We start from the raw sequence: 25,415 nt of genomic DNA, 5'->3' as shown, positions 1-25,415 counted from the left end.
GGAGGGTGGGCAGCGTGCGGATGTACCCGGAGCCGACGGGCGAGGTGCGCATGAGTCTGTCACTGCGTTTCGCCGCCGGATCACACGACGGCATGATCCGCGATCACAACGAGGACTCGGGTTACGCCGGGCCCCGGCTGCTGGCGGTCGCCGACGGCATGGGCGGCCAGGCCGCCGGTGAGGTCGCCAGCTCCGAGGTGATCTCCACCATCGTCGAGCTGGACGAGGACGTCCCCGGCTCGGACGTCCTCACCTCACTCGGCGACGCCGTGCAGCGGGCCAACGAACAGCTGCGCGTGATGGTCGAGGACGACCCGCAGCTGGAGGGCATGGGCACCACCCTCACCGCCCTGCTGTGGACGGGTCAGCGCCTCGGCCTCGTCCACGTCGGCGACTCCCGCGCCTACCTGCTGCGCGACGGCGTGCTCACCCAGATCACACAGGACCACACCTGGGTGCAGCGGCTCGTCGACGAGGGCCGCATCACCGAGGAGGAGGCCACCACCCACCCGCAGCGCTCCCTGCTCATGCGCGCGCTGGGCAGCGGCGACCGGGTGGAACCGGACCTCTCGATCCGCGAGGTCCGCGCCGGCGACCGCTACCTCATCTGCTCCGACGGCCTCTCCGGCGTGGTCAGCCACCAGACGATGGAGGAGACCCTCGGCAGCTACCAGGGGCCGCACGAGACGGTCGAGGAGCTGATCCAGCTCGCCCTGCGCGGTGGCGGCCCCGACAACATCACGGTGATCATCGCCGATGTCCTCGACGTCGACGGCAACGACACCCCCGCCGCCCAGCTCAACGACACACCGGTCGTCGTCGGCGCCGTCGCGGAGACGCAGAACCCGCTCGGCGGCCCCGGCGCGCAGGCCACCCCGGCCTCCCGCGCCGCCGAGCTGAGCCGTTCCGTGCCCCAGCAGCAGCCCGGCTCCGCGGACGGGCAGGAGGGCTTCGGCCCGCCCGGCAGCGGCGCGGCCCCCGGCACGTTCGGGGAGTGGGCGGACGGGGACGGCCCGGTCGAGGAGTCCGGCCGACGGCGCAAGGCCCGCAAGGGCGGCTGGGTGAAGCGGAGCCTGCTCATCGTGCTGGCCCTCGCCCTGCTCGGCGGCGGCCTGTACGCGGCCTGGAAGTGGTCGAGAGGGCAGTACTACATCGGTGCGGAGGGCGACCGGGTCGCCCTCTACCAGGGTCTGAACCAGAAGCTCGGCCCCCTGGACCTCGGCGAGGTCAGGGAGGACACCGGCATCGAACTCAAGTACCTGCCCGTCTACCAGCGCAACCAGGTCAAGGACACCATCTCCATGGGCACGCTGGCCCAGGCCGAGGACAAGATCCAGAAGCTGGGGGCCCAGGCCGAGGTCTGCGAGATCGTGGCCGACCAGAAGGCGTCCGCCGAGGAGGCCAAGGAGGACGCCGACAGCTCCCAGCCCGGCGGTGAGGACGGTCGCGAACCGGTGGCGGACGACCCCGCGCCCGGTCCCCGGCTGACCGACGAGCAGCAGCGGCTCGCGAAGCAGTGCCGGACGCCGTGAGGGGCAGCGAGTTCATATGAGCAGCAACAGCACCACCGGGAGTACCAGCACGGTCTCGGCGGGCGGACTCCCCAGCCGCCGCAACACCGAGCTCGGCCTCCTCGTCTTCGCCGTCGTCATCCCCGTCTTCGCCTACGCCAACGTGGGCCTGGCCAAGAACGGCACCCTCCCGGCGGGGATGATCGGCTACGGCCTGGGCCTCGGCCTGCTCGCCGGCGTCGCCCACCTGCTGGTGCGGAAGTTCGCCCCGTACGCCGACCCGCTGATCCTGCCGATCTGCACCCTGCTCAACGGGCTCGGCCTCGTGCTGATCTGGCGGCTCGACCAGGAGCCGGGCGTGCGACCGGAGAACGCCGCACCCGGCCAGCTGATGTGGTCGGCGCTGGGCGTCGCGCTGTTCCTCGCGGTGCTGGTCTTCCTCAAGGACCACCGCATCCTCCAGCGCTACACCTACATCTCCATGGCCGTCGCGCTCGTGCTGCTGGCGCTGCCGATGTTCTTCCCGCCCGTCAACGGCGCGAAGATCTGGGTGACGATCCCCGGCGTCGGCTCCCTCCAGCCCGGCGAGTTCGCGAAGATCGTCATCACGGTCTTCTTCGCCGGGTACCTCATGGTCAAGCGCGACGCCCTCGCCCTGGCCAGCCGCCGCTTCATGGGGCTCTACCTGCCGCGCGGCCGCGACCTCGGACCGATCCTGGCGATCTGGGCCCTGAGCCTGATGATCCTCGTCTTCGAGACCGACCTCGGCACCTCGCTGCTGTTCTTCGGCATGTTCGTCGTGATGCTCTACGTCGCCACCGAGCGCACGAGCTGGGTCCTCTTCGGCCTGCTGCTCTCCGCCGCCGGCGCGGTGGTCGTGGCGTCGACGACCACACACGTGCAGGACCGCGTCGACAACTGGCTCAACCCGCTGCAGCTGGGCGCCAACGGCGGCGTCACGGAGACCGCCCAGGTGATGTACTCCTTCGGCTCCGGCGGCCTCTTCGGCTCCGGGCTCGGTGAGGGCTTCACCCGGCTCATCGGCGGCATCGCCGTCAAGAGCGACTACATCCTCGCCACCGTCGGCGAGGAGCTGGGCCTGACCGGCATGATGGCCATCCTCGTCCTGTACGGCCTGCTCATCGAACGCGGCATCCGGACGGCGCTGGCCGCGCGCGACCCGTTCGGCAAACTGCTCGCCGTGGGTCTGTCCGGCGCCTTCGCGATCCAGGTGTTCGTCGTCGCGGGCGGCGTCACCGCGCTCATCCCGCTCACCGGTATGACGATGCCCTTCCTCGCGCAGGGCGGCTCGTCCGTCATCGCCAACTGGGCCCTGTTCGCCATCCTGCTGCGGATCAGCGACACCGCGCGCCGCCCGGCGCCGGCGCCCGCCCCGAATCCCGACGTCGAGATGACCCAGGTGGTGCGGTCGTGAACAAGCCCATCCGCAAGATCGCCGTTTTCTGCGGCATCCTGGTGATCGCCCTGCTGGTCAGGGTCAACTGGGTGCAGTTCGTCCAGGCCGAGGAGCTCAGCTCCTCCGACAAGAACCGCCGGGTGCTGATCGAGCGCTACGCCCACCCGCGCGGCGACATCATCGTCGAGGGCAAGGCCGTCACCGGCTCCACCGAGACCGACAGCCGCGACTTCCAGTACCAGCGCACCTACAAGGACGGCGCCATGTGGGCGCCGGTGACCGGCCACGCGTCGGTGTTCAACGCCACGATGCTGGAAGGCGTCCACGACAAGATCCTCACCGGCAACGACGACCGGCTGTTCTTCAACCGCACCATCGACATGATCACCGGTAAGCCGATGGAGGGCGGGAACGTCGTCACCACCCTGAACGCCGCCGCCCAGCGGGCGGCGTTCGAGGGCCTCGGGAACAAGAAGGGCGCCGTCGCCGCCATCGACCCGCGCACCGGCGCGATCCTCGCCCTGGCCAGCACCCCGTCCTACGACCCGGGCTCCATCGTCGGCAACGACGCGGAGGCCAGCGACAACTGGGTCGCCCTCAACGAGGACCCGGACAAGCCCATGCTCAACCGGGCACTGCGCGAGACGTACCCGCCCGGCTCCACCTTCAAGGTGCTCACCGCGGCCGCGGCGCTGGAGAGCGGCAAGTACGACATCGACGAGAAGTCGGGCATCGAGGACCCGTACGAGCTCCCGCAGACCGACAAGGAGCTCAGCAACTTCGGCAACCCTCCGTGCGACGACGCCACCCTGCGCGTCGCCCTCCAGTTCTCCTGCAACGCCACCTTCGCCGGCATCAGCGCCGACCTCGGCAACGAGGAGATGAAGGAGATGGCGGAGAAGTTCGGCTACAACGAGGAACTCTTCGTCCCCGTCCGCACGGCCGAGAGCGTCTACCCCGAGGACAACGCCCCGCAGAACGCGATGGCCGGCATCGGGCAGGCGTCCAACCGGGCCACGCCGCTCCAGATCGCCATGATCACCGCGGCGATCGCCAACGACGGCAAGCTGATGCAGCCCTACATGGTCGACCGGCTGGAGGGCCCGCGCAGCGTCGTCGAGCAGAACGAGCCGCAGGAGATGGGGCAGCCGATCTCCGCGTCCAACGCCAAGAAGATCCAGCAGATGATGGAGACCGTGGTCGAGGACGGCACGGGAACCAACGGCCAGATCGAGGGCGTCACAGTGGGCGGCAAGACGGGCACCGCCCAGCGTGGTGTGGACAACAGTGAGACGCCCTACGCGTGGTTCATCTCCTACGCCATGACGGACAACGGCTCACCGGTCGCCGTCGCGGTGGTGGTCGAGGACAGCGACGCCGAACGGAACGAAGTGTCCGGTGGCGGCCTGGCCGCGCCCATCGCGAAGGACGTCATGCGGGCCGTGCTGGAGGGCCGTCAGTGACCTTGCGCACAGACGTCGAGGCGTCGGTCGGCGTTCCGGTCGCCCACCCGCGTCCGGGTACCGTATGCCGAGCAGCACGCCGCCGGACCCCACGCCGGTGCGGTCCGGACGAACGGAGAGGGCTGGAGATATGGACGAGCCGCGTCGCCTAGGCGGGCGGTACGAGCTGGGCCAGGTGCTCGGCCGCGGCGGCATGGCCGAGGTCTACCTGGCCCACGACACCCGTCTGGGCCGCACCGTCGCCGTCAAGACGCTCCGCGTCGACCTCGCCCGCGACCCCACGTTCCAGGCCCGGTTCCGCCGCGAGGCCCAGTCGGCCGCCTCGCTGAACCACCCCGCGATCGTCGCCGTGTACGACACCGGCGAGGACTACGTGGACGGCATCTCGATCCCGTACATCGTCATGGAGTACGTCGACGGCTCCACGCTCCGCGAGCTGCTGCACTCCGGGCGCAAACTGCTGCCCGAGCGGGCCATGGAGATGACCGCCGGCATCCTCCAAGCGCTGGAGTACAGCCACCGCAACGGCATCGTCCACCGCGACATCAAGCCGGCCAACGTCATGCTCACGCGCGGCGGCCAGGTCAAGGTGATGGACTTCGGCATCGCCCGCGCCATGGGCGACTCCGGTATGACGATGACGCAGACCGCCGCCGTCATCGGCACCGCCCAGTACCTCTCCCCGGAGCAGGCCAAGGGCGAGACCGTCGACGCGCGCAGCGACCTCTACTCGACCGGCTGTCTGCTCTACGAGCTGCTGACGGTCCGGCCCCCCTTCGTCGGGGACTCCCCGGTCGCCGTCGCCTACCAGCACGTGCGCGAGGAGCCGCAGCCGCCGAGCGTCTTCGACCCGGAGATCACCCCGGAGCAGGACGCCATCGTCCTCAAGGCGCTCGCCAAGGACCCCGACTACCGCTACCAGAGCGCGGACGAGATGCGCGCCGACCTGGAGGCGTCCCTCGACGGGCAGCCGGTCGGTGCCGCCGCCGCGCTCGGCGCCGCCGGGTACGGTGCGGGCTACGGCGCCGCCCACGCGCACGCCGAGGACCGGCCCACCCAGGCCCTGCGCACGGCGGGCGCCGGGCAGACGTCGATGCTGCCCCCGATGCGCGACGACGACGGCGGATACGGCTACGACGAGCCGCGCGGGCGCCGTCGCGAGCGGAAGAACAGCCAGCTCTCCACGATCCTCCTCGTCGCCGCGGGCATCCTCGTGCTGATCGGCGCCATCTTCATCGGCAAGGCCCTGTCCGGCGGCGGCGGCTCGGACACGGTCGCCGTGCCCAAGCTCACCGGGCTCACGCTGAAGGAGGCGACCCAGCGGGCGCAGAACACCGGCCTGGAGGTCTCCGAGGGGCCGCGGGAGCACTGCGAGGAGGAGAAGGACACCGTCTGCCGCACGGACCCGGAGCCCGACACCGAGGTCGAGCGGAACGACACGATCACCCTGGTCATGTCCGACGGCCCGGCCCCGATCGAGGTGCCGGACGTGGTGGGCGACTCCTACGACGACGCCCGCAGCGAGCTCCAGGAGGCCGGCTTCGAGGTGACGGAGGAGGCCGCGTCCTCCTCCAGCGAGCCCGAGGGAACGGTCATCGAGCAGGACCCGGCCCGGGGGGAGAAGGTCCAGGCGGGCACCCAGATCACGCTCTCCGTCGTGCGCACCGAGACCCGTACGGTCCCGCCGGTGACGAACAAGGACGTCGAGCAGGCCCGCCAGCAGCTGGAGGGCGCCGGCTTCGTGGTCGAGGTCACGGAGAAGGAGGACGGCTCCAAGCCCCCGAACACCGTCATCAGCCAGAGCCCGTCCGGCAACGAGCAGGCGGCCAAGGGCAGCACGGTGACGCTGGAGGTCGCCAAGGCGCCCGAGCAGGAGAACGTGAAGGTGCCGAAGGTCGTGGGCGAGCGCGTGCAGCCCGCGGTCAAGAAGCTCCAGGACGCGGGCTTCCAGGTCCAGATCCAGGGACCGGACAAGAACGCCTTCGTCCAGGCGGTCGCCCCGCAGGAGGAGCAGGAGGCGCCCAAGGGCTCCGTCGTCACGATCCAGACCGTCCCGGACGGGAACGGTGACGGCGGGAACGGCGACGACAACCCGATCGGTGGCTTCTTCGAGGGCCAGTGGGGCCGCGACGGCGACGGGGACTGACCCCGGCCCGGTGGAGTAACGCACGTGGGAGGAGCCGGACCCGTTGCGGGTCCGGCTCCTCCCACGTGGTGCTCCGGGCGCGTCAGCCCTTCTTCTCGCCGCCCTCGGACCGCGCCGCCTCCCCGGACTCCTCGGCCTGCTTGGCCTCCACCTCCGGGTCGAGGGACGACGCGTCCGCCGGCACCCCGCCCTCCGAGACGTCGGTCGCGGCGGGCGGCTCGACCAGCCAGTCCGGGTTGGCCTGCTGGTCCCACCAGCGCCAGGCGGCGTAGACGGCGCCGCCGACGAGGCCCAGCACCGTCAGCCGCTTCAGACCCCGTCCGTAGGCCGCGCGGCGGGCGCGCTTGCGGGTGATCTTCCGCACCTCCTTCGCCGTGACCTCGCCGCGCAGGGCCGCCATGGCGGCGGCGGAACGGGCCATGGCCTCCTCACGGGCGGGTGCCGCGGCGGCCCGTGCGGCCTCGACGCGCGGCGCGGCGTAGGCTGCGGCCTCCTTCGCGTAACACCGGGCCTCCTTGGCGGCCTTGCGGCTGTGCTTGGCCGCGCGCTTGGCGGCGTCGTCGACGGCCGGGGGCAGTGCGGTGCGGGCGTGCGCGAGGCGTGGCGCCACCATGCCTTCGTACTGTTCGCGTGCGGTGTGCTGGGCCTGGCGCGCGGCCAGGCCCACCCTGGGCCCCACCACCTCGGCGGCATGCCGCACGTTCTCCTTCGCGGTGCCGGTCGCGGCGCGCACGCTGTCCTTGCGGGTCACGGTGTCCTCCTCCTCGGTGGCACGTGGTCCGGGGACTCGTACCCCGGCGATCCTCGTCCTTCTTCGCCTTTACACCCGAATCGAGATCATGCCCCCCGTCGGCGGATTCGGCATGCGTCGACGGGCGTTCGGGTCACGCGTTCGGCTGCGGGTACCCCCGTTCGGGCACTTCGTGCAGCCGGGCGGCCCGTGATCCGACGATGCCACGCCCCGGTGCCGACTCCGTCGTTCCGGACACCGGCGACGCCCGACGTCGCCCGATCGTCACTCCGATGCGAGCCTCGGGCCCGGCGGCGGGCGGTCCATGGGAGGATCGGGGACCGTCAGTAAGGACTATGGAAGGTAGATCGTGGCCGAGCAGCTCTACGCCACCCTGAAGACGAACCGCGGCGACATCGAGGTCCAGCTCTTCCCGAACCACGCGCCCGAGACCGTCAAGAACTTCGTCGAGCTCGCCGAGGGCTCCCGGGAGTGGACGCACCCGAAGACGGGCGCGAAGACGACCGACAAGCTCTACGACGGGACCGTCTTCCACCGCGTCATCAGCGGCTTCATGATCCAGGGCGGTGACCCGCTGGGCAACGGCACCGGCGGCCCCGGGTACGAGTTCCGCGACGAGATCCACCCGGACCTGGGCTTCACCAAGCCCTACCTGCTCGCCATGGCGAACGCGGGCCCGGGGACGAACGGCTCGCAGTTCTTCATCACCGTCTCGCCCACGACGTGGCTGACCGGCAAGCACACCATCTTCGGTGAGGTGACGAGCGAGGCCGGGAAGAAGATCGTCGACGAGATCGCCACCACCGACACCAACCCGCGCACGGACCGCCCCGTCAACGACGTGGTGATCGAGTCGGTGGTCATCGAGCGCCGCTGAGCGCGCGCTCCCCGTCCGCGACGGCGCTGCGGCGCGGCGGCCGGGGAACGGTCCGCCCCACCTGTCCGTCGATACAGGTGGGGCCGCGACCGTGTGGGGGCGGCCACGCCGAGAGGGCGAAGGGGAAGACGATGGAGCACCAGCAGGGCGGGCTGGGGCCCGGCCACACCCTGCCGGGGTGTTACCGGCACCCGGGCCGGGAGACGGGCATCAGCTGTACCCGGTGCGACCGGCCGATCTGCCCCGACTGCATGATCGACGCCGCTGTGGGCTACCAGTGCCCCGAGTGCGTGCGCGGAGCGTCGGGAGCGGCCGGCCGGGCCGTGCGGCCGCGCACGCTGGCGGGCGGCGCGGTGGTGCAGGACACCCGGCTGGTGACGAAGATCCTGCTCGGGCTGAACGTCGCGGTGTTCGTCGCCGGGCTGGCGCTCGGGCGGCAGTTCATCGACGACCTCCAGCTCATCGGCCTCGCTCTGTCGGGGCAGGTCGAGGCCGGTGGGCTGCAGATCGTCGGGGTGGCCGACGGCGAGTGGTACCGGCTGCTGAGCTCGGCCTTCCTGCACTCGGAGTTCTGGCACATCGGCGTCAACATGATGGCGCTGTGGTTCCTCGGCCCGCCCCTGGAGGCGGCGCTGGGCCGACTGCGCTTCGTCGCCCTGTACCTGCTGTCCGCACTGGGCGGCAGCGTCGTGTCCTACGTGCTCGTCGCGCAGAACCAGCCGTCGCTGGGCGCGTCCGGCGCCATCTTCGGCCTGTTCGGGGCGACGGCCGTCCTGATGCGGCGGCTCAACTACGATCTGCGGCCGATCTTCGTCCTGCTCGCGATCAACCTCGTCATCGGCTTCATTCCGGGCCTGCGGGTGGCCTGGCAGGCCCACCTCGGCGGTCTGATCATCGGCGCGGTGTTCGCCTTCGCCCTCATCCACGCACCGCGCAAGGGCCGGGCGCTGGTGCAGTGGGGGACGTGCGGGGTGCTCCTCGGAGCCCTCGTCCTCGCCGCCGTCATCCGGACATCGGCCCTGCTCGGCTGAGGCCGACGGGCAGCGGACGAGCAGTTATCCACAGGTGGTAGCGGATCTTGTGCATGACGCGCAGGCGTTCGCACACAGGTCCGTTTCCCTTGGGGAACAAGGGAGAACGCTTGTCCGGACGCGTCGGCCGGCGTCAACCCGATGTGCGTTATCCACAGATCGTCTGAACTTTTCCCAGCCCTGTGGACAACCTGTGGACAACCGGTTCGACCGGGCTCGGAGCCCGACCCCGGCCACCCCGCTGACCAGCCCGAGGAAGCAGGCGCACAGCAGACGTCCGCGTCAGCGCCGGGTGCGGGTGAGCCGTCCGGCGCTGACGCGGTCACGGGGGAAACGGGAGGGACGCGCTACTTCCACTGCGTGGAGACGACGAAGCCCACCGCGATGAAGCCGAAGCCGACCACGATGTTCCAGTTGCCCAGCGCGTCGACGGGCAGGGAACCCTCGGTCAGGTAGAAGACGACGATCCAGGCCAACCCGATCGCGAACATGGCCAGCATCAGCGGCGCGACCCAACTGCGACCGGAGGAGAGGTCGATCTTGTTGGACCGCTTCGCCTCGGGCTGGGTGTAACCGTCCTTCTTCTTGCGAATCCGGGACTTCGGCACGAGAGGGTCTCCTGTCGATGCGCTTGACCGCGCGCTGAACGGATGTGCTGTGGTCCGTTAGCGTAGTGGTTCCAGGCGGTGGAAGGAGACAAGGGTACGGTGACCTCTTCGTCGACGTCTCCCCCGGGCGCGGACCGGTCCCGGCGCGGGCTGCGCTCCGGCCTCGCGCGCACCGCCAGCGCCGGTGTCTTCGCCCTGGCCGGCCTCATCTTCTGGGTGAGCTTCAACACGGCGCAGGGCACCGACCTGCGCAGTGATGACCCGATGCTCCGTCTGCCCGACCTGATCGCCGAGCGCAGCCGCGAGAACGGCACGCTGGAGTCCTCCACCGCGGAGCTGCGCGAGGAGGTCGAGGCGCTGGCCGAGGAGCGGGACGAGGGCCGCAGCGCCGCCGAGCGCCGCCGGGCCGAGCAGCTGGCGGACACCGCCCAGACGGAGGAGGTCAGCGGCGCCGGCCTGACGGTGACGCTCACCGACGCCCCCTCCGACGCGACCGCCCGCCTCCCCGGCTGGCCCGAGCCGGAGCCGGACTACCTGGTCATCCACCAGCAGGACCTGCAGGCCGTCGTCAACGCGCTGTGGGCCGGCGGCGCCGAGGGCATCCGGGTCATGGACCAGCGGCTGATCTCCACCAGCGCCGTGCGGTGCGTCGGCAACACCCTGATCCTCCAGGGCCGGCTCTACTCGCCGCCCTACGAGGTCACGGCCGTCGGCGACCCGGAGCGGCTGCGCGAGGCGCTGGACCGCTCACCCGCCATCAGCACGTACAAGCAGTACGTGGAGGCGTACGGCCTCGGCTGGGAGGTCGAGGGGCACGACGACACGACGCTCCCCGGCTACTCCGGCCCCGTCGACCTCCAGTACGCCGAGCCGCTGGACTGACGCCGCGGGCGCGCCCCGGCGACGTACTCTGGTGACCGCACGGAGCGCCGCACCCGGCGCGCCGCGCCGCGCGACACGGGCGGGGACCGAAGGGACGGCACCACGGCATGTACGGCTGGATCTGGCGGCATCTGCCGGGCAACGCACTCGTGCGGGCGCTGATCTCGCTCGTCCTCGTCCTCGCGGTGGTGTTCGTGCTGTTCCAGTACGTGTTCCCGTGGGCCGAACCGCTGCTGCCGTTCGGCGACGTGACGGTGGACGACAACTGACCCGGGCGACGAGTAAGGGCTGAGCGGACCGATGAGCGCACGCATCCTCGTGGTGGACAACTACGACAGCTTCGTCTTCAACCTCGTCCAGTACCTCTACCAGCTCGGTGCCGAGTGCGAGGTCCTGCGCAACGACGAGGTGCGCACGGGGCACGCCCAGGACGGCTTCGACGGCGTCCTGCTCTCCCCGGGGCCCGGCACGCCCGAGGAGGCCGGGGTGTGCGTGGACATGGTGCGGCACTGCGCGGACACCGGGGTGCCGGTGTTCGGCGTGTGCCTGGGCATGCAGTCCATGGTCGTCGCCTACGGCGGCGTCGTGGGCCGCGCCCCGGAGCTGCTGCACGGCAAGACGTCGGCCGTGGTGCACGAGGGCGCGGGCGTCTTCGCCGGGCTCCCCTCGCCGTTCACGGCCACCCGCTACCACTCGCTGGCCGCCGAGCCCGCCACCGTCCCGGAGACCCTGCGGGTCACGGCCCGCACCGACTCCGGCGTCATCATGGGCCTGCGGCACCGGGAGCTGCCGGTGGAGGGCGTGCAGTTCCACCCCGAGTCCGTGCTCACCGAGTGGGGCCACCTGATGCTGGCGAACTGGCTCACCGAGTGCGGTGACACCGGAGCCGTCGAGCGCTCCCGGGGCCTGGCCCCGGTCGTCGGCAGGTGACGACGCCCGAGGACCCGTACGCCGATCCGCAGGATCTGCTGGCGGCGATCGGGCGCCTCGACGACCCGTTGAACGACCCCCTGCCCGGTCGGCGGCCTCCCTCGGCGCAGCCGGACGGCACGGCGCAGCCGGACGGGCGGGCGGAGGGCCGGGCGGGGCCCGGGCGCCGCCGGCGCCCCGCGCAGGCCGCCGGGGGTTCCCCCTGGTTCCGCCCGCACACCCCGGGCGGCCCCCCGCCGCCGCCCGCGCCCCGGCCCGCTCCCGTCCCGGCCCCGGCACCCGCCGCCCCGGCCGTCCCGCCGCCCGGCGAGGAGCCGGACCCGGAGACCGTCGCGCTGCGGCGGGCCCGCCCCCCGGCGCGCCGGGACGACGAGGAGCCCTTCGAGGGACGCGCCGCGCGGCGTCGGGCCGCCGCCCGGGCCGCCCGCGCCCGCAAGGAGAACGCCGCCGTCATGGCCAGCCGTGGCGTGGGCGAGCTGTTCATCACCTGCGGCGTGCTGCTGCTCCTCTTCGTGGCCTACCAGCTGTGGTGGACGAACGTGCAGGCCGGGTTCGAGACCCAGCAGGCCACCAGTCGGCTGGAGGAGAGGTGGGACGCGCAGGAGGCGGCCGAGCGGCGGCCCGACGCCTTCGAGCCCGGTGAGGGCTTCGCCCTCATGTACCTGCCGACGCTGGACGTCGCCGTCCCGGTGGCCGAGGGCATCGACAAGGACAGCGTCCTCGACAAGGGGCTCGTCGGCCACTACGACGAGGCGTCCGGCCTGGAGACGGCGATGCCCTGGGACGAGGAGGGCAACTTCGCGGTGGCGGGGCACCGCAACACCCATGGCGAGCCGTTCCGTTACATCAACCGGCTCCGGGCGGGCGACCCCATCGTCGTCGAGACGGCGGACGCCTACTACGTCTACGAGATGACGAGCGTCCTGCCGCAGACCTCGCCGTCGGACGTGGAGGTCATCGCCCCCGTCCCGCCCAAGTCGGGCTTCACCGAGCCGGGTCGCTACGTGACCCTGACCACCTGTACCCCCGAGTTCACCTCGAAGTACCGTCTCATCGTCTGGGGCAAAATGGTCGAGGAGCGCCCGCGCAGCGAGGGGAAGCCGGACGCGCTCGTCGGATAGCCGGCCGGGCCGGCGGAGCGATCGAAACGGTGGAACCCACGTGGCAGTGACCGAGCGGGACGACGACGCGGAGACCGAAGAGCGTCCGCGGCCGCCCCGGCCCACCCGCGGACGCGTCGCCGCGACGGTCAGCGTCCTGGGTGAACTCCTCATCACGGCGGGCCTCGTGCTGGCCCTCTTCGTCGCCTACTCCCTGTGGTGGACGAACGTCCTCGCCGACCGCCAGGCCGGCAAGGAGAGCAGCGAGCTGCGCGACCAGTGGGCCGAGCAGGAGGAGGGCGACGGCGGAGGCGAGGACCGGGCTCCGGCCGACTTCGACCCCAAGGACGGCATCGGTTTCCTGCACGTGCCCGCGATGAGCGACGACGACGTGCTCGTCCTCCCCGGCACGGACCCGGAGAAGCTCAACGGCGGCATCGCCGGGTACTACGAGAAGCCGAAGAAGTCCGCGATGCCGTGGGACGAATCGGGGAACTTCACCCTCGCCGCGCACCGGGACGGGCACGGCGCCAAGTTCCACAACATCCACAAGATCGACGAGGGCGATCCGGTCGTCTTCGAGACCAAGGACACCTGGTACGTGTACACGGTCTACGCGAAGCTGCCGGAGACCTCGAAGTACAACGTCGGCGTGCTCGCCGACGTCCCCGAGGGGTCCGGGAAGACGGAGGAGGGCCGCTACCTCACCCTGACGACGTGCACGCCGATGTTCAGCTCCGCCTACCGCTACATCGTGTGGGCGGAGCTGGAGCGCACGGAACCGGTGGACGAGGAGCGGACGCCGCCGGAGGAACTGCGCGCGGGCTGAGCGGCCCTCACATCCCCGGCGGCCGGGTGCCGGCGGTGCGGAACGGCGGCGTGCCCGTGCCCGTCACGCGGTAGCGGCCCCACGGATCGGGGTCGGCGGCCTCGGCGGGCGCCTGGCCGTGCGGGGTGCGCAGCGTCACGGAGGCGCGGCGTCCGCCGCACAGGCGCGTCACCTCCGGATCGGCGGCCAGCCGCCCGTACCACCGGTAGCGGCCGTCGATCGGCTGGAAGTGACCGCGCAGCTCGACGGTGACGGCGAGCTCGGCGCCGTCGGTGACGAGCGTGGCCGCCCCGCTGTACCCGTCGTCGTGCGGGGCGTGCTGCTCGTGCTGCTCGTCCGGGGCGTGCTGCTGGCGGGGATCGGACACGGCGGCTCCTCAGTCGGGGGTGCGGGTGTGCTCGGCGCGGGCGACGAGCACGTCGTCGGGGCTGGTGGGGGTGTCGGGGTCCAACCGGGCGCCACGGCGCCGGAGGTAGCCGTCGAGGCAGTCCCAGACGGTCTCGCTCAGGTGGTCCACGACCTCCTGACGGCTCATCGCCCGCTTCTCCAGCCACCACTCGGCCGTGCTGTGGACCATGCCGACGACGGAGTGCGCCATCGGCGCGGCACCGCGCGTGTCGAGCCCGTAGGCGTGCAGGTAGTCGTCGAAGAGGTGCGTGAGCGCCTGGGCGGCCAGCTCCTTGCCGGCCCGCACGCCCTCGCCCTCGTTCGTCGCGCCGGCGGGCACGGTGCGGCTCACCAGCAGGTAGAGGTTGGGGTGCTCCTCCAGGAGCGAGAGGAACGCGTCCACGCCGGTCCTGATCCGGACGTGCGGCGGGTCGTCCGGATCGAGGGCGGGCTCCAGCCGTTCCATCAGCAGGGCGGCCACCCGGTCGTGGAGCGCGGCGAGCAGGTGGGCCTTGTCGGTGAAGTGGCGGTAGAGCACGGGCTTGCTGACCCCGGCCTCCGCCGCGACCTGCTCGACGCGCAGCTCGGGACCGTGCCGGGCGAGGGCGCGCAGCGCCGCCTCGACGAACTCCTCGCGGCGCGCGGCGCGGTGCGAGCTCCACCGCTCCCTGCGTCCGTCCACGGGCCTCACGCCCACTTCCGCTCTTGACTCCCACGCGTGCGCCGCTCATGCTACCCCAAGTAACCGCTACCTGAGGTAACAGATACTGCGGCGGACGCCGCGCCCTGTTCCCGGGCAGCGGACCGGTCCCGTCCCGAGGGAGTTGAGTGGCATGGCACGCGTACGGACCGATGCGAAGGTGGGCGACCGCGAGAAGACCGCCGCGCGCCTGCTCGCCTCGTCGGCGAAGAAGTCCTACGACCCGGACATCGACATCGACTGGGACGCGCCCCTGGACCCGGACAAGCACTACATCCTGCCGCACCGCGTCTCCCTCTACGGGACGCCGCTGTGGGAGCGCATGGCCGAGGAGCAGCGGCGCGAGCTGGGCAAGCACGAGATGGCCACCATCGCGAGCGTCGGCCTCTGGTTCGAGCTGCTGCTCATGAAGATGCTCGTCAAGGCCGCCTACAACGGGGACGCCACCACCGCGCACGTCCAGTACGCCCTCACCGAGGTCGCCGACGAGTGCCGGCACGTCACCATGTTCGCCCGCCTCGTGGAGCGCATCGGCTGCCCCAACTACGGCCCGCCCCGCTTCCTCCACCAGGTCGCCAAGATCCTGCCCGCCATCTCCTACGGGCCCGCGCTGTACGGCTCCATCCTCGTCGCCGAGGAGATCACCGACCGGCTGCAGCGCGAGATGGTCGGCGACGACTCGATCCAGCCCCTGCTGCGGATGGTCAACCACATCCACATCGTCGAGGAGGCCCGGCACGTCACCTTCGCCCGCGAGGAGGTCGTCCGCGGCACCGGGCGCGGCATCGGTCGGGCGGAGATGACCTACCAGCAGACGCTGATCGCCACCGTGTCGTTCGCCATCTCCCGCAGCCTGCTCAACCCCCGCGCCTACGCCGCCGTCGGGCTCGACCCGAAGGCCGCGACACGGGCCGCCCACGCCAACCCGCACTACCGGGCGTCCGTCCGGTACGCCGGGGAGAAGATCATGCCCTTCCTCCAGGACGCCGGACTCGTCGGAGGACCGGCCAGGAGCCTGTGGCGCAAGGCGTACCTCCTGCCCTGACCCGCGACGCCGTGCTGCGCGCCGTGGACGCGACGCCCCGGGCGGGCGGGCGTCCCTCACAGACCGAGGAAGCGCCCGATGATCTCCTTCATGACCTCCGTCGTGCCCCCGTAGATGGTCTGCACCCGGCTGTCCAGGAACGCCTTCGCGACGGGGTACTCGGACATGAAGCCGTAGCCGCCGTGCAACTGGAGGCAGGTGTCGACGGTCCGCTTCTGCAGCTCCGTCGTCCACCACTTGGCCATCGCGGCGTCCGGGACGCTCAGCCCGCCCGCGTTGTGCAGCGTGACGCAGCGGTCCAGGAAGGTGCGCGCGATCGTGATCTCGGTGGCCAGTTCGGCCAGCGTGAAGCGGTTCGCCTGGAAGGAGCCGATGGGCCGGTTGAAGGCCGTCCGCTCCTTGCAGTAGGCGAGCGTCGCCTCCAGGACCTGCTCGCACACCGCCACGGCGACGACGGCGATCGACAGCCGCTCCTGCGGCAGGGCGTCCATGAGGTGGACGAAGCCCTTGTTCTCCTCGCCGATCAGGTTCGCCACCGGCACCCGGACGTCGTCGAAGAACAGCTCGGCGGTGTCCTGCGCCTTCAGGCCGATCTTGTCCAGGTTGCGGCCCCGCTCGAAGCCGGGCATGCCCCGCTCGACGGCGAGGAGGCTGGTGCCGTGCGCGCCCTGCTCCGGGTCCGTCTTCACCACGACGAGCACGAGGTCGGCGTTGATCCCGTTGGTGATGAACGTCTTCGACCCGCTCACGACGTAGTGGTCGCCGTCGCGCACGGCCGTGGTGCGGATGTTCTGCAGGTCGCTGCCCGCGCCGGGCTCCGTCATGGCGATGGCCGTGATCAGCTCCCCCGAGCAGAAGCCCGGCAGCCAGCGGCGCTTCTGCTCCTCCGTCGTCAGCCGCAGCAGGTACGGCGCGACGACGTCGTTGTGCAACGTGAAGCCGACGCCCGAGGCGCCCGCCCGCACGATCTCCTCGCTGACGACCGCGTTGTACCGGAAGTCCGCGACCCCGCCGCCACCGTGGGCCTCCGGCACGTCGGTACCCAGCAGCCCGAGCTTCCCGGCCGCCACCCACACCTCGCGCGGGACGATGCCCTCCGTCTCCCACGTGTCGTGGAACGGGACGACGTGCCGCTCCATGAAGGCGCGGACGGTCTCGCGGAAGCTGTCGTGGTCGGCGGTGTACAGCTCGCTGTCCATGGTGGGGCTCTTCCTGTCGGAGGGGGGCACGGGCGTGGGCGCGGGCGCGGACGGCCGGCGGGCGCGCCCACCGGTGCTCCCCAGCATCACCGCGGCACCCCGGCCCCGGCCATGACCCCACCGCTCGCCCCGCGTGACCCGGGCGCCACCGTGCCGGGGAGGCCGCGGTGGTGACGCGCTCGGTGAGCGTCCACCACGTCCGCGCCGTCCTGCACGGCGCCGAGCGGCGGAACCTCTCCACGGAACCCGTCCTGCGCCGGGCCGGCATCGCGCCGGAGCTGCTCGACGACGACCGCGCGCGGGTGTCGCCCGCCCAGTTCGCCCTGCTCGTCAAGGCACTGTGGACCGCCCTCGACGACGAACTGCTGGGCTTCGGGCCGATCCCCTTCAAGGTGGGGACGTTCGCCATGATGTGCCGGGTCGTCGTGTACGACGGCGTGCACGGCAGCCGCGACCTGCGGGCCGCCCTGCGCCGCTGCCAGGAGTTCTACGACCTCTTCCCGGCCGGCCCCCGGCTGCGGCTGGTCGAACCCGGAGGCGCGCGGGACGAGGCGGCCGTGGAGTTCGACGTGGCCGACTGCGACGGCCCGGCACACTTCGGCTCGGAGGGCACCACGGTCGTCGGGCACCGCTTCGCCGGCTGGCTGCTCCGGCGCCGGATCGTGCTCCGCCGTGCCGAGTTCTCCTACCCCGCGCCCGCCCACGCGCTGGAGTACGACCTGCTCTTCGGTGCCCCCTGCGTCTTCGGCACGCCGCGCACCGCCATCGTCTTCGACCGCGCTCTCCTGGACGAGCCGGTGCTCCAGGACGCGGAGGGGTTGCGGACGTTCCTGCGCCGCGCGCCCGTGGACGTCCTCGCCCGCCTCGACTACGCCGCGACCGTGTCCGCCCGCGTCCGCCGCCTCCTCGGGCACGCCCTGCCCGGGCCGCTGCCCACCCCCGAGCAGATCGCCGCCCGGCTGTCCGTCAGCCCGCAGACGCTGCGCCGTCAACTGGCCGCCGAGGGGACGTCGTTCCAGCAGGTCCGGGACCGGCTCCGGCGGGACCACGCGATCGCCGTCCTCGCCTCCGGTCGCGTCTCCATCGAGGCGCTCTCCCAGCAGCTCGGCTTCTCCGAACCCAGCGCCTTCCACCGGGCCTTCCGCCGCTGGACGGGCGCCACGCCCCGCAGCTACCGACTCGGGCACGGTCAACGAAACTGAGCGGTACGGTCACAGAAGCCGCGTGGATCGCTCCCTACGGTCCCGTCATGACCACAGCACCGATGTCCGACCCCCGGTCCGCACCGGACGGAACGGCCGGATGAGACCGCGCCGGTTCCTCGTCGCGCTGCTCGCCGTGCTCACGGTCCTGAGCGGCGGCACGGCCGTCGGCGTCACCGCGCTGAGCGTGCGCGTCGAGGGCGCCAGCATGGCACCGACCCTGCACGACGGCGAGCGGCTGCTCGCCGCCCCCGGCTCGGCCGACGACGTCCGCCGGTTCGACCTCGTCCTGATGCACCGGCCCCGCACGGACGTGCTCATCGTCAAGCGCGTCATCGCGCTGCCGGGCGATCGCGTCGGCATCGTCTCCACCCCGCAGGACCCCTTCGAGGTGCTGCTCAGGACGGCGGGCGACGACCGCCTCCACCGGGTGGCGTCGGACGCCTGGAGCGACCGCGCCGGGCGCACCGGCAACTGCTGCCGGGCGGACGGCACCCGCTCGGCCGCGCCCCGCATGCGGACCGTCCCGCCGGGCCGGTTCTTCTTCCTGGGCGACAACCCCGACGTCTCCGACGACTCCCGCGTCTACGGGTGGGGACGCCTGGAGGACGTCGCCGGACGGGTCGGCGCGCGCGTCTGGCCGCCGTCCGCCCCGCACGGCATCGGCAACCGCCCGCACCTGACGGAGGTGCCGGGCGACGGCCCCTGAACATCCGCCCCGCACCGGGGCGGTCCCCACCCGGAGCCCCACGGCCGGACCCACTCCCCCCCTGCGCACCGAGCGCGGGGACGACGGTTGGAGAACCCCATGAAGGAATCGGTCAGAGGAGTCACCCGCTGGCGCAGATCGGCCGCGCTCGCCCTGCCGGCCGGCATCGCCGTCGGCGCCATGACGGCCGCCATGGTGCAGGGCGCCCTCGCGGCGAACCTGTCGCTCACGAGCGTCCCGTTCACCCTCAGCTCCAAGACCGTGGCCGCCCCCGACGGCATCGGCGCGATCATGAACTCCGTCGACGCGGGCGGCGAGAAGGCCGTGGCCCAGGTCGGCATCCCCCGGGCCGGGCTGGACGGCATCTGCGTCCACGCGACCCAGTCGGTGAACCTGCCGGTCATCGGCGACCTCGGCACCTGGTCGCTGAACATCCACTCCCCGGCGGCACAGACCCCCCTGACGCCCGAACAGCTGGCCGGCGGTGACGGCCTCCAGGCCAACAAGCTCGTCCTGGACGCCCAGGCCGTGGGCGCCGCCACCGCCACGCTGAACGCCAGCGATGTCACGCCCAACACCATCGGCGCCGCCGCTGACAGCGAGAACATCAAGGACACCGGTCTCACCGGCGGCACCCCCGGCCAGTTCGGCCTGGACGCCACCGGCGGCCGGACCGACCTGGCCGACCTGGCCGCCGACGCGAACGGCGCCACCATCTCCGGCGCGATCACGCTGCCGGACCTCTCCATCGGCATCAAGCACGGCGACCAGGGCTGCGAAGGCTGACGCGGGTGGCGTGCGGGGTGGGGCCAGGCCGACCGGGCCCCACCCCGCACGTCGCACGTCGCACGTCGCACGTCGCACCGACGACCCTCCCGCTCTCCTGCGAGGCCGCCATGACGACCGACCCGGCTCCCACCCCCTCCCCCGACGCGCCCGGCCCGGGCGCCCGCGGGGCCGCACGCCCCCGGACGTCCCGCTCGCCGCTGCGCCGGGCCCGCACGGCCTTCCGCCGGTGGCGCCGCGTCCGCCCCTTCTGGGGCGCGCTGTGGACGGGGCTCGGCGGCTTCGTCATCTTCTTCCTGCCCATGGCGCCGCTCGGGAAGATCCTCCAGGTCGGTGTCGGCGGCATCGCCGGCATGGCCGGTGGCGTGCTCCTCATGGCCATGGCCCTGCTCATCCTCCTGATGCCCGGCCAGCGGCACACCGCGGGAGTCATCGCGGTGATCGCCGGGGTCGCGTCCTTCCCGCTGTCCAACCTCGGCGGCTTCGTCGTCGGCATGGTCCTCGCGGTCCTCGGGGGGTCGATGGCCTTCGGCTGGCTGCCCGAGCGGCCCGCCCGCCGGTGGCGCCGCCTCCGGCGCCTCCCGGCGGCGGAGCCCGCCGAAGCGCCGGGCACGCCGTGACCGCCCCCGCCCACCGCCCACCCACGGAGCAGACGGCCATGACCCTTCCCCCGCCCTCCCTCACCGCTCCGCGCCGACGCGGAGCCCACCGGCGTGTCGCCCTCGGAACCCTCGGCGCCCTCCGCAGGCTGCCCGCCACCGGCGCCGAGGGCGTGGCGTCCTGGAACCGGCGCATGCTGGCCGAGGCCGAGGACGGCACCCGGCGCGGCACCCGGTGGGGACGCGGCGCGCTCGCCTTCGTCCCGGCGGCCCTCGCCGTCGGCGCGCTGGCCACCGCCCTGACCCAGGGCGCCCTCGCCGCCACGTTCAACGTCACCGATCAGCCCTTCTCCCTGACCTCCAACGGCGTCTCCGGGCTGGGCTTCGGCGCGATCGTCAACACCCCGCCGGTCGGCCACCCCGACGGCACCACCTCCACGGACACCGGCATGACCCGCGTCGGCTTCGCGAGCGCCGGTCTCGCCGGGCTGTGCGCGATCGTCCACCAGGAGATCGCGGGCGTCCCGTACTCGCTGCTGCTGACGGCCGGCCAGGACGTCCAGGACGGCGCGCCGGCCGAGTTCACCCCCGACATCGACGCGTCGAACCTCTACCTCCAGGCCGTCGAGCTCAACTCCTCGGGCGTCACCACCCTGGAGAACGCGGTCATCGGGCAGTCGGCGGACCAGGTGCTCGTGGACGGCAAGCCGCTGACCGGGGCCCGGCCCGGCGCGTTCGGCCTCGGCTCCACGGGCGAGGACGGCGGCAGCTCCGTCGAACTCCACGGCCTCGACGCCACCGCCTACGACGCCGAGATCGCGGGCTCCCTCGCCCTGCCGCAGCTGACGCTGAAGGTCGTCGGCGGGAAGGCGACGACATGCTGACCGGTGCCACGGCCGCGACCGACCCCACCACCGACCCCGGTACCGACCCCGCCGCGCGCCCCGGCGCTCGGCGTCGGGCCCGCGCGGCCGGTCACGCCCTGCGCGCCCTGTGGGTCTGGTTCGGCGCCTTCCGCCGCACCCGCCCGTTCTGGGGCTGTGTGTGGCTCGTCGCCGGGGGCTGGACGGTCCTGAAGTTCTCCCTCAGCTCCCTCCAGCTCATCGTCACCACCGGCTTCGGCGGCGTGGCGGGGTACCTCGTCGGGGGCGGCATGATCCTCTCCGGGCTCATCCCGCTCGCCCTGCCCGCGCAGCGCTGGACCTTCGGCCTCATCGGGGCCGTGCTCGCCGTCGTCTCGCTGGTGACGTCCAACCTCGGCGGCTTCGTCGTCGGCATGGCCCTCGGCGTGCTGGGCGGCTCGATGATGGTCGGCTGGGGCCCCAAGCGGCCGCCTCGGCACCGCCGTCGGCCCGCCCCGGACCCGGCGGACGGTGCGTGATGGGCGCGCGCACGTACGGGCCCGGCCCCGGGCGCCGCGCCCGACGCGCCCTGGCCGTCGCGCTCGCCCTGCTCGTCGCCGTGGCCACGGCGGTCCTGCCCGGACGGGAGGGTGCGGCGGCCGGTCCCGTCGCGGCCGAACACCCTCCGCTGGGCGTCCCGTTCCTCCCCTCGCCCGACCCACTCGACGTCCGCATCGACCGGCTGCTCGCCCAGTCCCTGAGCGTGCGGACCGGCGTCCGCATCCGGCTCTCGGACGGAACGGAGGTGACCACGACGCAGTACACGTTCAAGAAGCTGACGATCCGCCACCACATGAACGTCACGCAGCGCGCCGACGGCCACACCGTCGTCATCGACGTGCCCGAGGAGGGCTCGCTCGGCGGTGCCGACGACCAGGGCAACCCGCAGACCACCGTCATGTGGGGCGACATCACCGACATCTGCGTCCGCGTGCTGGTCAGGATCTGCGGCGTCCAGGGGCTGCTGAACCTCTTCGGCTCCCTCATCCCGCTGACCGCCGGCGCCGAGGACTTCGAGGGCCGGATCTACGCCATCCGGACCATCGACGAACAGGCCGGGATCAGCAACACCGACAACCCGATCCACCTCCCCGGAACGATCACGGTGACGGCCCCATGACCCTCCGCGCACTGCCCGAAGGGCGCACCCACTGGCGGCGCGGCGCGCTCGTCGCCCTCCCCGCCCTGCTGACGGCCGGCGGCCTCGGCGGCGCCATGACGTCCGGCGCGCTGGCGCTCGACCTGAAGATCCAGGACCGGCCCCTGCGCCTGGCGACCAGCAGCGTCTACGGCACGCAGTACGGCGCCGCCGTCGTCGACGTGCCCCACACCCGGCCGGACGGCACGACCGGCACCGTCCGCGTCCTGCGCATGGGCTTCGCCGACGGCGTCATCAACGGCCTGTGTCTGAGCCAGCAGCAGGAGATCATGGGGGCGACCTACACGCTCCTGTTCACCCTCGGCGACGACGACCCCGCCTCGTGGGAGATCACCACGCAGAACACCGTGCTGGACGTCCGCGAGGCCACGGGCGTCCTGGACATGGACGGCGTCGTCGACCTCAACGTCGACGGCGCCGATGTCACCACCGTCGACGACGAGGCGGGGAACCCCGTGGACAACCCGCTGGGCGCCCCCGAGCACCGCTTCGGCATCCAGGCCGGCTACGCGAAGTTCGACGGCATCACCGGAACCGTCCAGGACATCCAGATCCCCGGCCTCCTCACCACACCGCACCTCAACCTCAGCGTGCGCCCCGGCGACGTCGCCTGCCCCGCACCGGCGCCGCCCGTCGGCACCCCCTGACGCCGGGCCGGGCCTGACGCCGGGCCTGACGCCGGAGGGGGCCCGGCGTCAGGCGGGGGCCGCGTCAGAGGGCCTCCTCCGCCCAGATGACCTTCCCGCGCGGCCCGTAGCGCGTCCCCCACAACTCGGCGAGCTGGGCGACCATGAACAGCCCGCGCCCGCCCTCGTCCGTGTCGAGGGCCCGCCGCACGTGGGGGGCGGTGCTGCTGCCGTCCCACACCTCGCAGACCAGCGTCCGCCCCCAGATCAGCTGCAGGCGCAGCGGCGGGGCGCCGTACCGGACGGCGTTGGTCACCAGCTCGCTGACCAGCAGCTCCGTGGTCGGGACGAGCTCCTCCATCGACCACCGGGTCAGCTGCTGTGCCGTCAGTTCGCGGGCACGCCCCACCGAACGCGGGTCGACGGGCAGCTCCCAGGCGGCGTGGCGGTCCTCGGGCAGCGGGTGCGCGCGCACGGACAGCAGGGCCAGGTCCGTCCCGAGCTCCGTCGGCCCGAGGCGGGCCAGCACGGCGTCGCACAGGGCGTCGAGGGTGGGCTCCGGGCCGTCGTCCCCGGGCCCCGCCGACGTCCGGAGCCCGTCGAGAAACGCGCCGACCGCGTCGGCCCACGCGTCCGGAGCCGCCCGCTCCGGGGCCGGGCCGGTGTGCAGCAGCAGGACGTCGCCCTCGTCCAGCGGCAGCGTCCGGCTCTCGAACAGCGGGGCACCGGTTCCGAGGGCCGGGGCCGACGGCACGTCGACCCGTCCGGGCGCCCCGCCTCGCGGCACCAGGACGGGGGCCGGGTGCCCCGCGGTGGCCAGCGTGCAACTCCTGGCCACCGGGTCGATCACCGCGTACACGCAGGTCGTCCCCGCCGCACTGCTGGCGCCCTCGGCCAGCTCCTCCTGCTGCCGCCGCACCTGGTCGTCCAGCTGCGAGAGCAGTTCGTCCGGCGGCAGGTCGAGGTCCGCGAGGGTGCGGACGGCCGTACGGACCCGGCCCATGGTGACGGCCGAGGCCAGGCCCGTGCCGGGCGCGCTGCCCACGACCAGGCCGATGCGGGCGCTGGAGAGCCGCAGCACGTCGAACCACGCACCCCCCGGCATCGGCTGCCCCGAGGACGGCAGGTAGCGCGAGGCCGACTCCAGCGTCAGCACGTCCGGGAAGCGCTGGGGGAGCAGGCTGCGCTGCAACGCCAGCGCCGTGGCCCGCTCCTGCGAGTACCGCACGGCGTTGTCCACACTGGCCCCCGCCCGGGCCGCCAGCTCCTCCGCGAGCAGGACGTCGTCGGGCTCGAAGAGCGGCGACCAGCGCGACCGGGCGAAGCCCACGACGCCCAGCGACTCGCCCCGCGCCCGCATCGGCACCAGCAGCCACGAGTGCGGCCCGTCCTCCCCCGCGGCGCGGCCCGTCGGGGCGAGCTCGGCGGCGAGGCGCTCCCCGGTCAGGAGCAGCGGCCCACCGTCGTGCAGGGCCCGCAGGGCCAGCGGGAGCGGGGGGAGCGGCAGCGACGCACCGGGCTCCCCGGCGTTTCCGGCGGCCCCGGCGGTCGCCCGCCGGGTCAGTGCGGCCTCCCCGGTCCCGTCCCCGGGCTCCAGCAGGTCGACGCAGGCGAGATCGGCGAAGCCCGGCACGACGGCCTCGGCGATCTCCCGCGCGGTCCGCGTCACGTCGAGGGTCGTGCCCATCTTCCCGCTGGCCTCGTTCACCAGCGCGAGGCGCTCGCGGGCATGGACCCGGTCCGTGGTGTCCAGCACCAGGTGGAGCAGCGCGATCACCGCACCCGACGCGTCACGCAGCGGGGCGATCGTCTCCGAGTAGACGACCTCACGATCGTGCTCGCCCGGCAGCCGCCCCCGGATCTCCCCCGCGATCTGCGGCTCCCCGGTCTCCAGCACGCGCCGCTGACGCTCCTCGAACGCGTCGTAGTCCAGGTGGCCCCCCGGAGCGGCCTCCCGCATGGTGAGGCCCACCACCCGGGACGCCGAGCCGTGCGGGCGGATCTGCGAGTGGTTCTGGGCGAGGAAGCGGAGCCGGTCGTCGAAGACGTCGATGATGAACGGCGACCTGGCGAACAGGCCGCGGAGCACGGCGTCGCGGAAGTAGCGCCGGCGCACCAGCTCCGGATCCTCCAGCTCCACCAGCGACTGCCAGGCGTCCGCCCCGACCCGGACGCGGTGCGGTCGCAGCACCAGCTCGACGCGGCCCCCGTCCGCACACCGGACGGGGACGGGCACGGCTGCCGGGTCGGGCTCACCGTCCCCGTGCGTGAGCAGCCGCGCCGCCACGGCGTCGTCGACGAGATCCCGGACCCGCAGCGTCCGCAGCCGCGCCGTGGGGTACCCGAGCAGCGGGCCGACCGGCGGGCTCCACCCGGTGACGACCCCCTCCTCGTCGAACACCAGGTACGCGTTCTCGCGCGGCTCCGCCGACTCCGGTGAGGAGAGGAACGAGCTGTCACCATCCATACCACTGCGCTCCGGCGAGGCGGGTCCAGGCGCCTCCGCCCCGAGGGGGACGGGAACGGGAGGCGGCCATCGCTTCCGTTCGAGGCTCC

At 72.7% G+C, this 25,415-nt stretch carries 26 protein-coding genes; 20 read left to right on the top strand and 6 right to left on the bottom strand.

Annotated features, from left to right (window positions below; translation table 11 throughout):
• Positions 1-20: 20 nt before the first annotated feature.
• From V6D49_RS13030 to pknB, 4 genes are all read left to right on the top strand, one after another.
• Positions 21-1,532, top strand: a complete 1,512-nt coding sequence (locus V6D49_RS13030) for a Stp1/IreP family PP2C-type Ser/Thr phosphatase (RefSeq protein ID WP_445330639.1) — start codon at positions 21-23, stop codon at positions 1,530-1,532.
• A 16-nt stretch (positions 1,533-1,548) separates the two neighbouring features.
• Entirely contained in the window at positions 1,549-2,946 is a 1,398-nt protein-coding gene (locus tag V6D49_RS13025) for an FtsW/RodA/SpoVE family cell cycle protein (RefSeq protein WP_340559709.1), read from the top strand.
• The gene (locus V6D49_RS13020; protein ID WP_340559708.1) at positions 2,943-4,391 is read left to right on the top strand and encodes a peptidoglycan D,D-transpeptidase FtsI family protein; all 1,449 of its coding nucleotides are present in this window, start codon (positions 2,943-2,945) and stop codon (positions 4,389-4,391) included. The genes V6D49_RS13025 and V6D49_RS13020 overlap by 4 nt, the downstream gene beginning before the upstream one ends.
• Positions 4,392-4,521: 130 nt before the next feature.
• Positions 4,522-6,537 (top strand): Stk1 family PASTA domain-containing Ser/Thr kinase, encoded by a 2,016-nt coding sequence (gene pknB, locus V6D49_RS13015; protein WP_340559707.1) that lies wholly within the window; start codon positions 4,522-4,524, stop codon positions 6,535-6,537.
• An 82-nt stretch (positions 6,538-6,619) separates the two neighbouring features.
• Here the strand turns inward: pknB and V6D49_RS13010 are convergent, their stop codons facing one another.
• Positions 6,620-7,288, bottom strand: coding sequence for a DUF5324 family protein (locus tag V6D49_RS13010; RefSeq protein ID WP_340559706.1), 669 nt, complete (start codon positions 7,286-7,288; stop codon positions 6,620-6,622).
• A gap of 349 nt (positions 7,289-7,637) precedes the next feature.
• On the opposite strand from V6D49_RS13010, the gene V6D49_RS13005 reads away from it, so the two are divergent.
• Positions 7,638-8,165, top strand: a complete 528-nt coding sequence (locus tag V6D49_RS13005) for a peptidylprolyl isomerase (protein ID WP_340559705.1) — start codon at positions 7,638-7,640, stop codon at positions 8,163-8,165.
• 131 nt (positions 8,166-8,296) lie between these two features.
• Positions 8,297-9,196 carry a rhomboid family intramembrane serine protease gene (locus V6D49_RS13000; protein WP_340559704.1) on the top strand — a complete coding sequence of 300 codons (900 nt, stop codon included), beginning with the start codon at positions 8,297-8,299 and terminating at the stop codon, positions 9,194-9,196.
• 347 nt (positions 9,197-9,543) lie between these two features.
• Here V6D49_RS13000 and crgA read toward each other — a convergent pair whose 3' ends face one another.
• On the bottom strand, positions 9,544-9,804 hold the full coding sequence (gene crgA, locus V6D49_RS12995; protein WP_191211600.1) for a cell division protein CrgA: 261 nt from the start codon (positions 9,802-9,804) through the stop codon (positions 9,544-9,546).
• 99 nt (positions 9,805-9,903) lie between these two features.
• Between crgA and V6D49_RS12990 the strand changes: the two genes are divergently transcribed.
• The 5 genes from V6D49_RS12990 (at position 9,904) to V6D49_RS12970 (ending at position 13,545) form a co-directional block, all read left to right on the top strand.
• Positions 9,904-10,686 (top strand): DUF881 domain-containing protein, encoded by a 783-nt coding sequence (locus tag V6D49_RS12990; RefSeq protein ID WP_445330517.1) that lies wholly within the window; start codon positions 9,904-9,906, stop codon positions 10,684-10,686.
• Between the two features lie 107 nt (positions 10,687-10,793).
• Positions 10,794-10,955, top strand: a complete 162-nt coding sequence (locus tag V6D49_RS12985) for a hypothetical protein (protein ID WP_340559703.1) — start codon at positions 10,794-10,796, stop codon at positions 10,953-10,955.
• A 31-nt stretch (positions 10,956-10,986) separates the two neighbouring features.
• Positions 10,987-11,616 (top strand): aminodeoxychorismate/anthranilate synthase component II, encoded by a 630-nt coding sequence (locus V6D49_RS12980; protein ID WP_340559702.1) that lies wholly within the window; start codon positions 10,987-10,989, stop codon positions 11,614-11,616.
• Positions 11,613-12,737 (top strand): class E sortase, encoded by a 1,125-nt coding sequence (locus V6D49_RS12975; protein ID WP_340559701.1) that lies wholly within the window; start codon positions 11,613-11,615, stop codon positions 12,735-12,737. The genes V6D49_RS12980 and V6D49_RS12975 overlap by 4 nt, the downstream gene beginning before the upstream one ends.
• A gap of 40 nt (positions 12,738-12,777) precedes the next feature.
• Entirely contained in the window at positions 12,778-13,545 is a 768-nt protein-coding gene (locus tag V6D49_RS12970) for a class E sortase (protein ID WP_445330516.1), read from the top strand.
• 7 nt (positions 13,546-13,552) lie between these two features.
• On the opposite strand, the gene V6D49_RS12965 is transcribed toward V6D49_RS12970, so the two are convergent.
• On the bottom strand, positions 13,553-13,912 hold the full coding sequence (locus V6D49_RS12965; protein ID WP_340559700.1) for a DUF4873 domain-containing protein: 360 nt from the start codon (positions 13,910-13,912) through the stop codon (positions 13,553-13,555).
• A 9-nt stretch (positions 13,913-13,921) separates the two neighbouring features.
• Positions 13,922-14,623, bottom strand: a complete 702-nt coding sequence (locus V6D49_RS12960; protein WP_340559698.1) for a TetR/AcrR family transcriptional regulator — start codon at positions 14,621-14,623, stop codon at positions 13,922-13,924.
• A gap of 142 nt (positions 14,624-14,765) precedes the next feature.
• On the opposite strand from V6D49_RS12960, the gene V6D49_RS12955 reads away from it, so the two are divergent.
• Positions 14,766-15,677 (top strand): AurF N-oxygenase family protein, encoded by a 912-nt coding sequence (locus V6D49_RS12955; RefSeq protein ID WP_340559697.1) that lies wholly within the window; start codon positions 14,766-14,768, stop codon positions 15,675-15,677.
• A gap of 56 nt (positions 15,678-15,733) precedes the next feature.
• On the opposite strand, the gene V6D49_RS12950 is transcribed toward V6D49_RS12955, so the two are convergent.
• Positions 15,734-16,876 (bottom strand): acyl-CoA dehydrogenase family protein, encoded by a 1,143-nt coding sequence (locus V6D49_RS12950; RefSeq protein WP_340559696.1) that lies wholly within the window; start codon positions 16,874-16,876, stop codon positions 15,734-15,736.
• Between the two features lie 167 nt (positions 16,877-17,043).
• Between V6D49_RS12950 and V6D49_RS12945 the strand changes: the two genes are divergently transcribed.
• From V6D49_RS12945 to V6D49_RS12910, 8 genes are all read left to right on the top strand, one after another.
• Positions 17,044-18,078 (top strand): AraC family transcriptional regulator, encoded by a 1,035-nt coding sequence (locus V6D49_RS12945; RefSeq protein ID WP_340559694.1) that lies wholly within the window; start codon positions 17,044-17,046, stop codon positions 18,076-18,078.
• A 100-nt stretch (positions 18,079-18,178) separates the two neighbouring features.
• Entirely contained in the window at positions 18,179-18,787 is a 609-nt protein-coding gene (gene lepB, locus V6D49_RS12940; protein ID WP_340559693.1) for a signal peptidase I, read from the top strand.
• Positions 18,788-18,886: 99 nt separating this feature from the next.
• On the top strand, positions 18,887-19,573 hold the full coding sequence (locus V6D49_RS12935; RefSeq protein WP_340559691.1) for a DUF6230 family protein: 687 nt from the start codon (positions 18,887-18,889) through the stop codon (positions 19,571-19,573).
• 110 nt (positions 19,574-19,683) lie between these two features.
• Positions 19,684-20,193 carry a DUF6114 domain-containing protein gene (locus V6D49_RS12930; RefSeq protein ID WP_340559689.1) on the top strand — a complete coding sequence of 170 codons (510 nt, stop codon included), beginning with the start codon at positions 19,684-19,686 and terminating at the stop codon, positions 20,191-20,193.
• A gap of 38 nt (positions 20,194-20,231) precedes the next feature.
• Positions 20,232-21,056 (top strand): DUF6230 family protein, encoded by an 825-nt coding sequence (locus V6D49_RS12925; RefSeq protein WP_340559688.1) that lies wholly within the window; start codon positions 20,232-20,234, stop codon positions 21,054-21,056.
• Complete coding sequence (locus V6D49_RS12920) at positions 21,050-21,553, top strand: DUF6114 domain-containing protein (RefSeq protein ID WP_340559686.1); 504 nt, start codon at positions 21,050-21,052, stop codon at positions 21,551-21,553. The genes V6D49_RS12925 and V6D49_RS12920 overlap by 7 nt, the downstream gene beginning before the upstream one ends.
• Complete coding sequence (locus V6D49_RS12915) at positions 21,553-22,194, top strand: hypothetical protein (protein WP_340559684.1); 642 nt, start codon at positions 21,553-21,555, stop codon at positions 22,192-22,194. Before V6D49_RS12920 ends, V6D49_RS12915 begins: the two co-directional genes overlap by 1 nt.
• Positions 22,191-22,880 carry a DUF6230 family protein gene (locus V6D49_RS12910; RefSeq protein ID WP_340559682.1) on the top strand — a complete coding sequence of 230 codons (690 nt, stop codon included), beginning with the start codon at positions 22,191-22,193 and terminating at the stop codon, positions 22,878-22,880. The genes V6D49_RS12915 and V6D49_RS12910 overlap by 4 nt, the downstream gene beginning before the upstream one ends.
• 64 nt (positions 22,881-22,944) lie before the next feature.
• On the opposite strand, the gene V6D49_RS12905 is transcribed toward V6D49_RS12910, so the two are convergent.
• The gene (locus V6D49_RS12905) at positions 22,945-25,326 is read right to left on the bottom strand and encodes a SpoIIE family protein phosphatase (protein WP_340559681.1); all 2,382 of its coding nucleotides are present in this window, start codon (positions 25,324-25,326) and stop codon (positions 22,945-22,947) included.
• Positions 25,327-25,415: the final 89 nt, after the last annotated feature.

Origin of the sequence: Streptomyces sp. GSL17-111, assembly GCF_037911585.1 — a bacterium.
In the GTDB taxonomy this organism is placed as follows: Bacteria; Actinomycetota; Actinomycetes; order Streptomycetales; family Streptomycetaceae; genus Streptomyces.
Note: the sequence above shows the minus strand (reverse complement) of the source record. Positions and strands in the feature narration are given on the sequence as shown.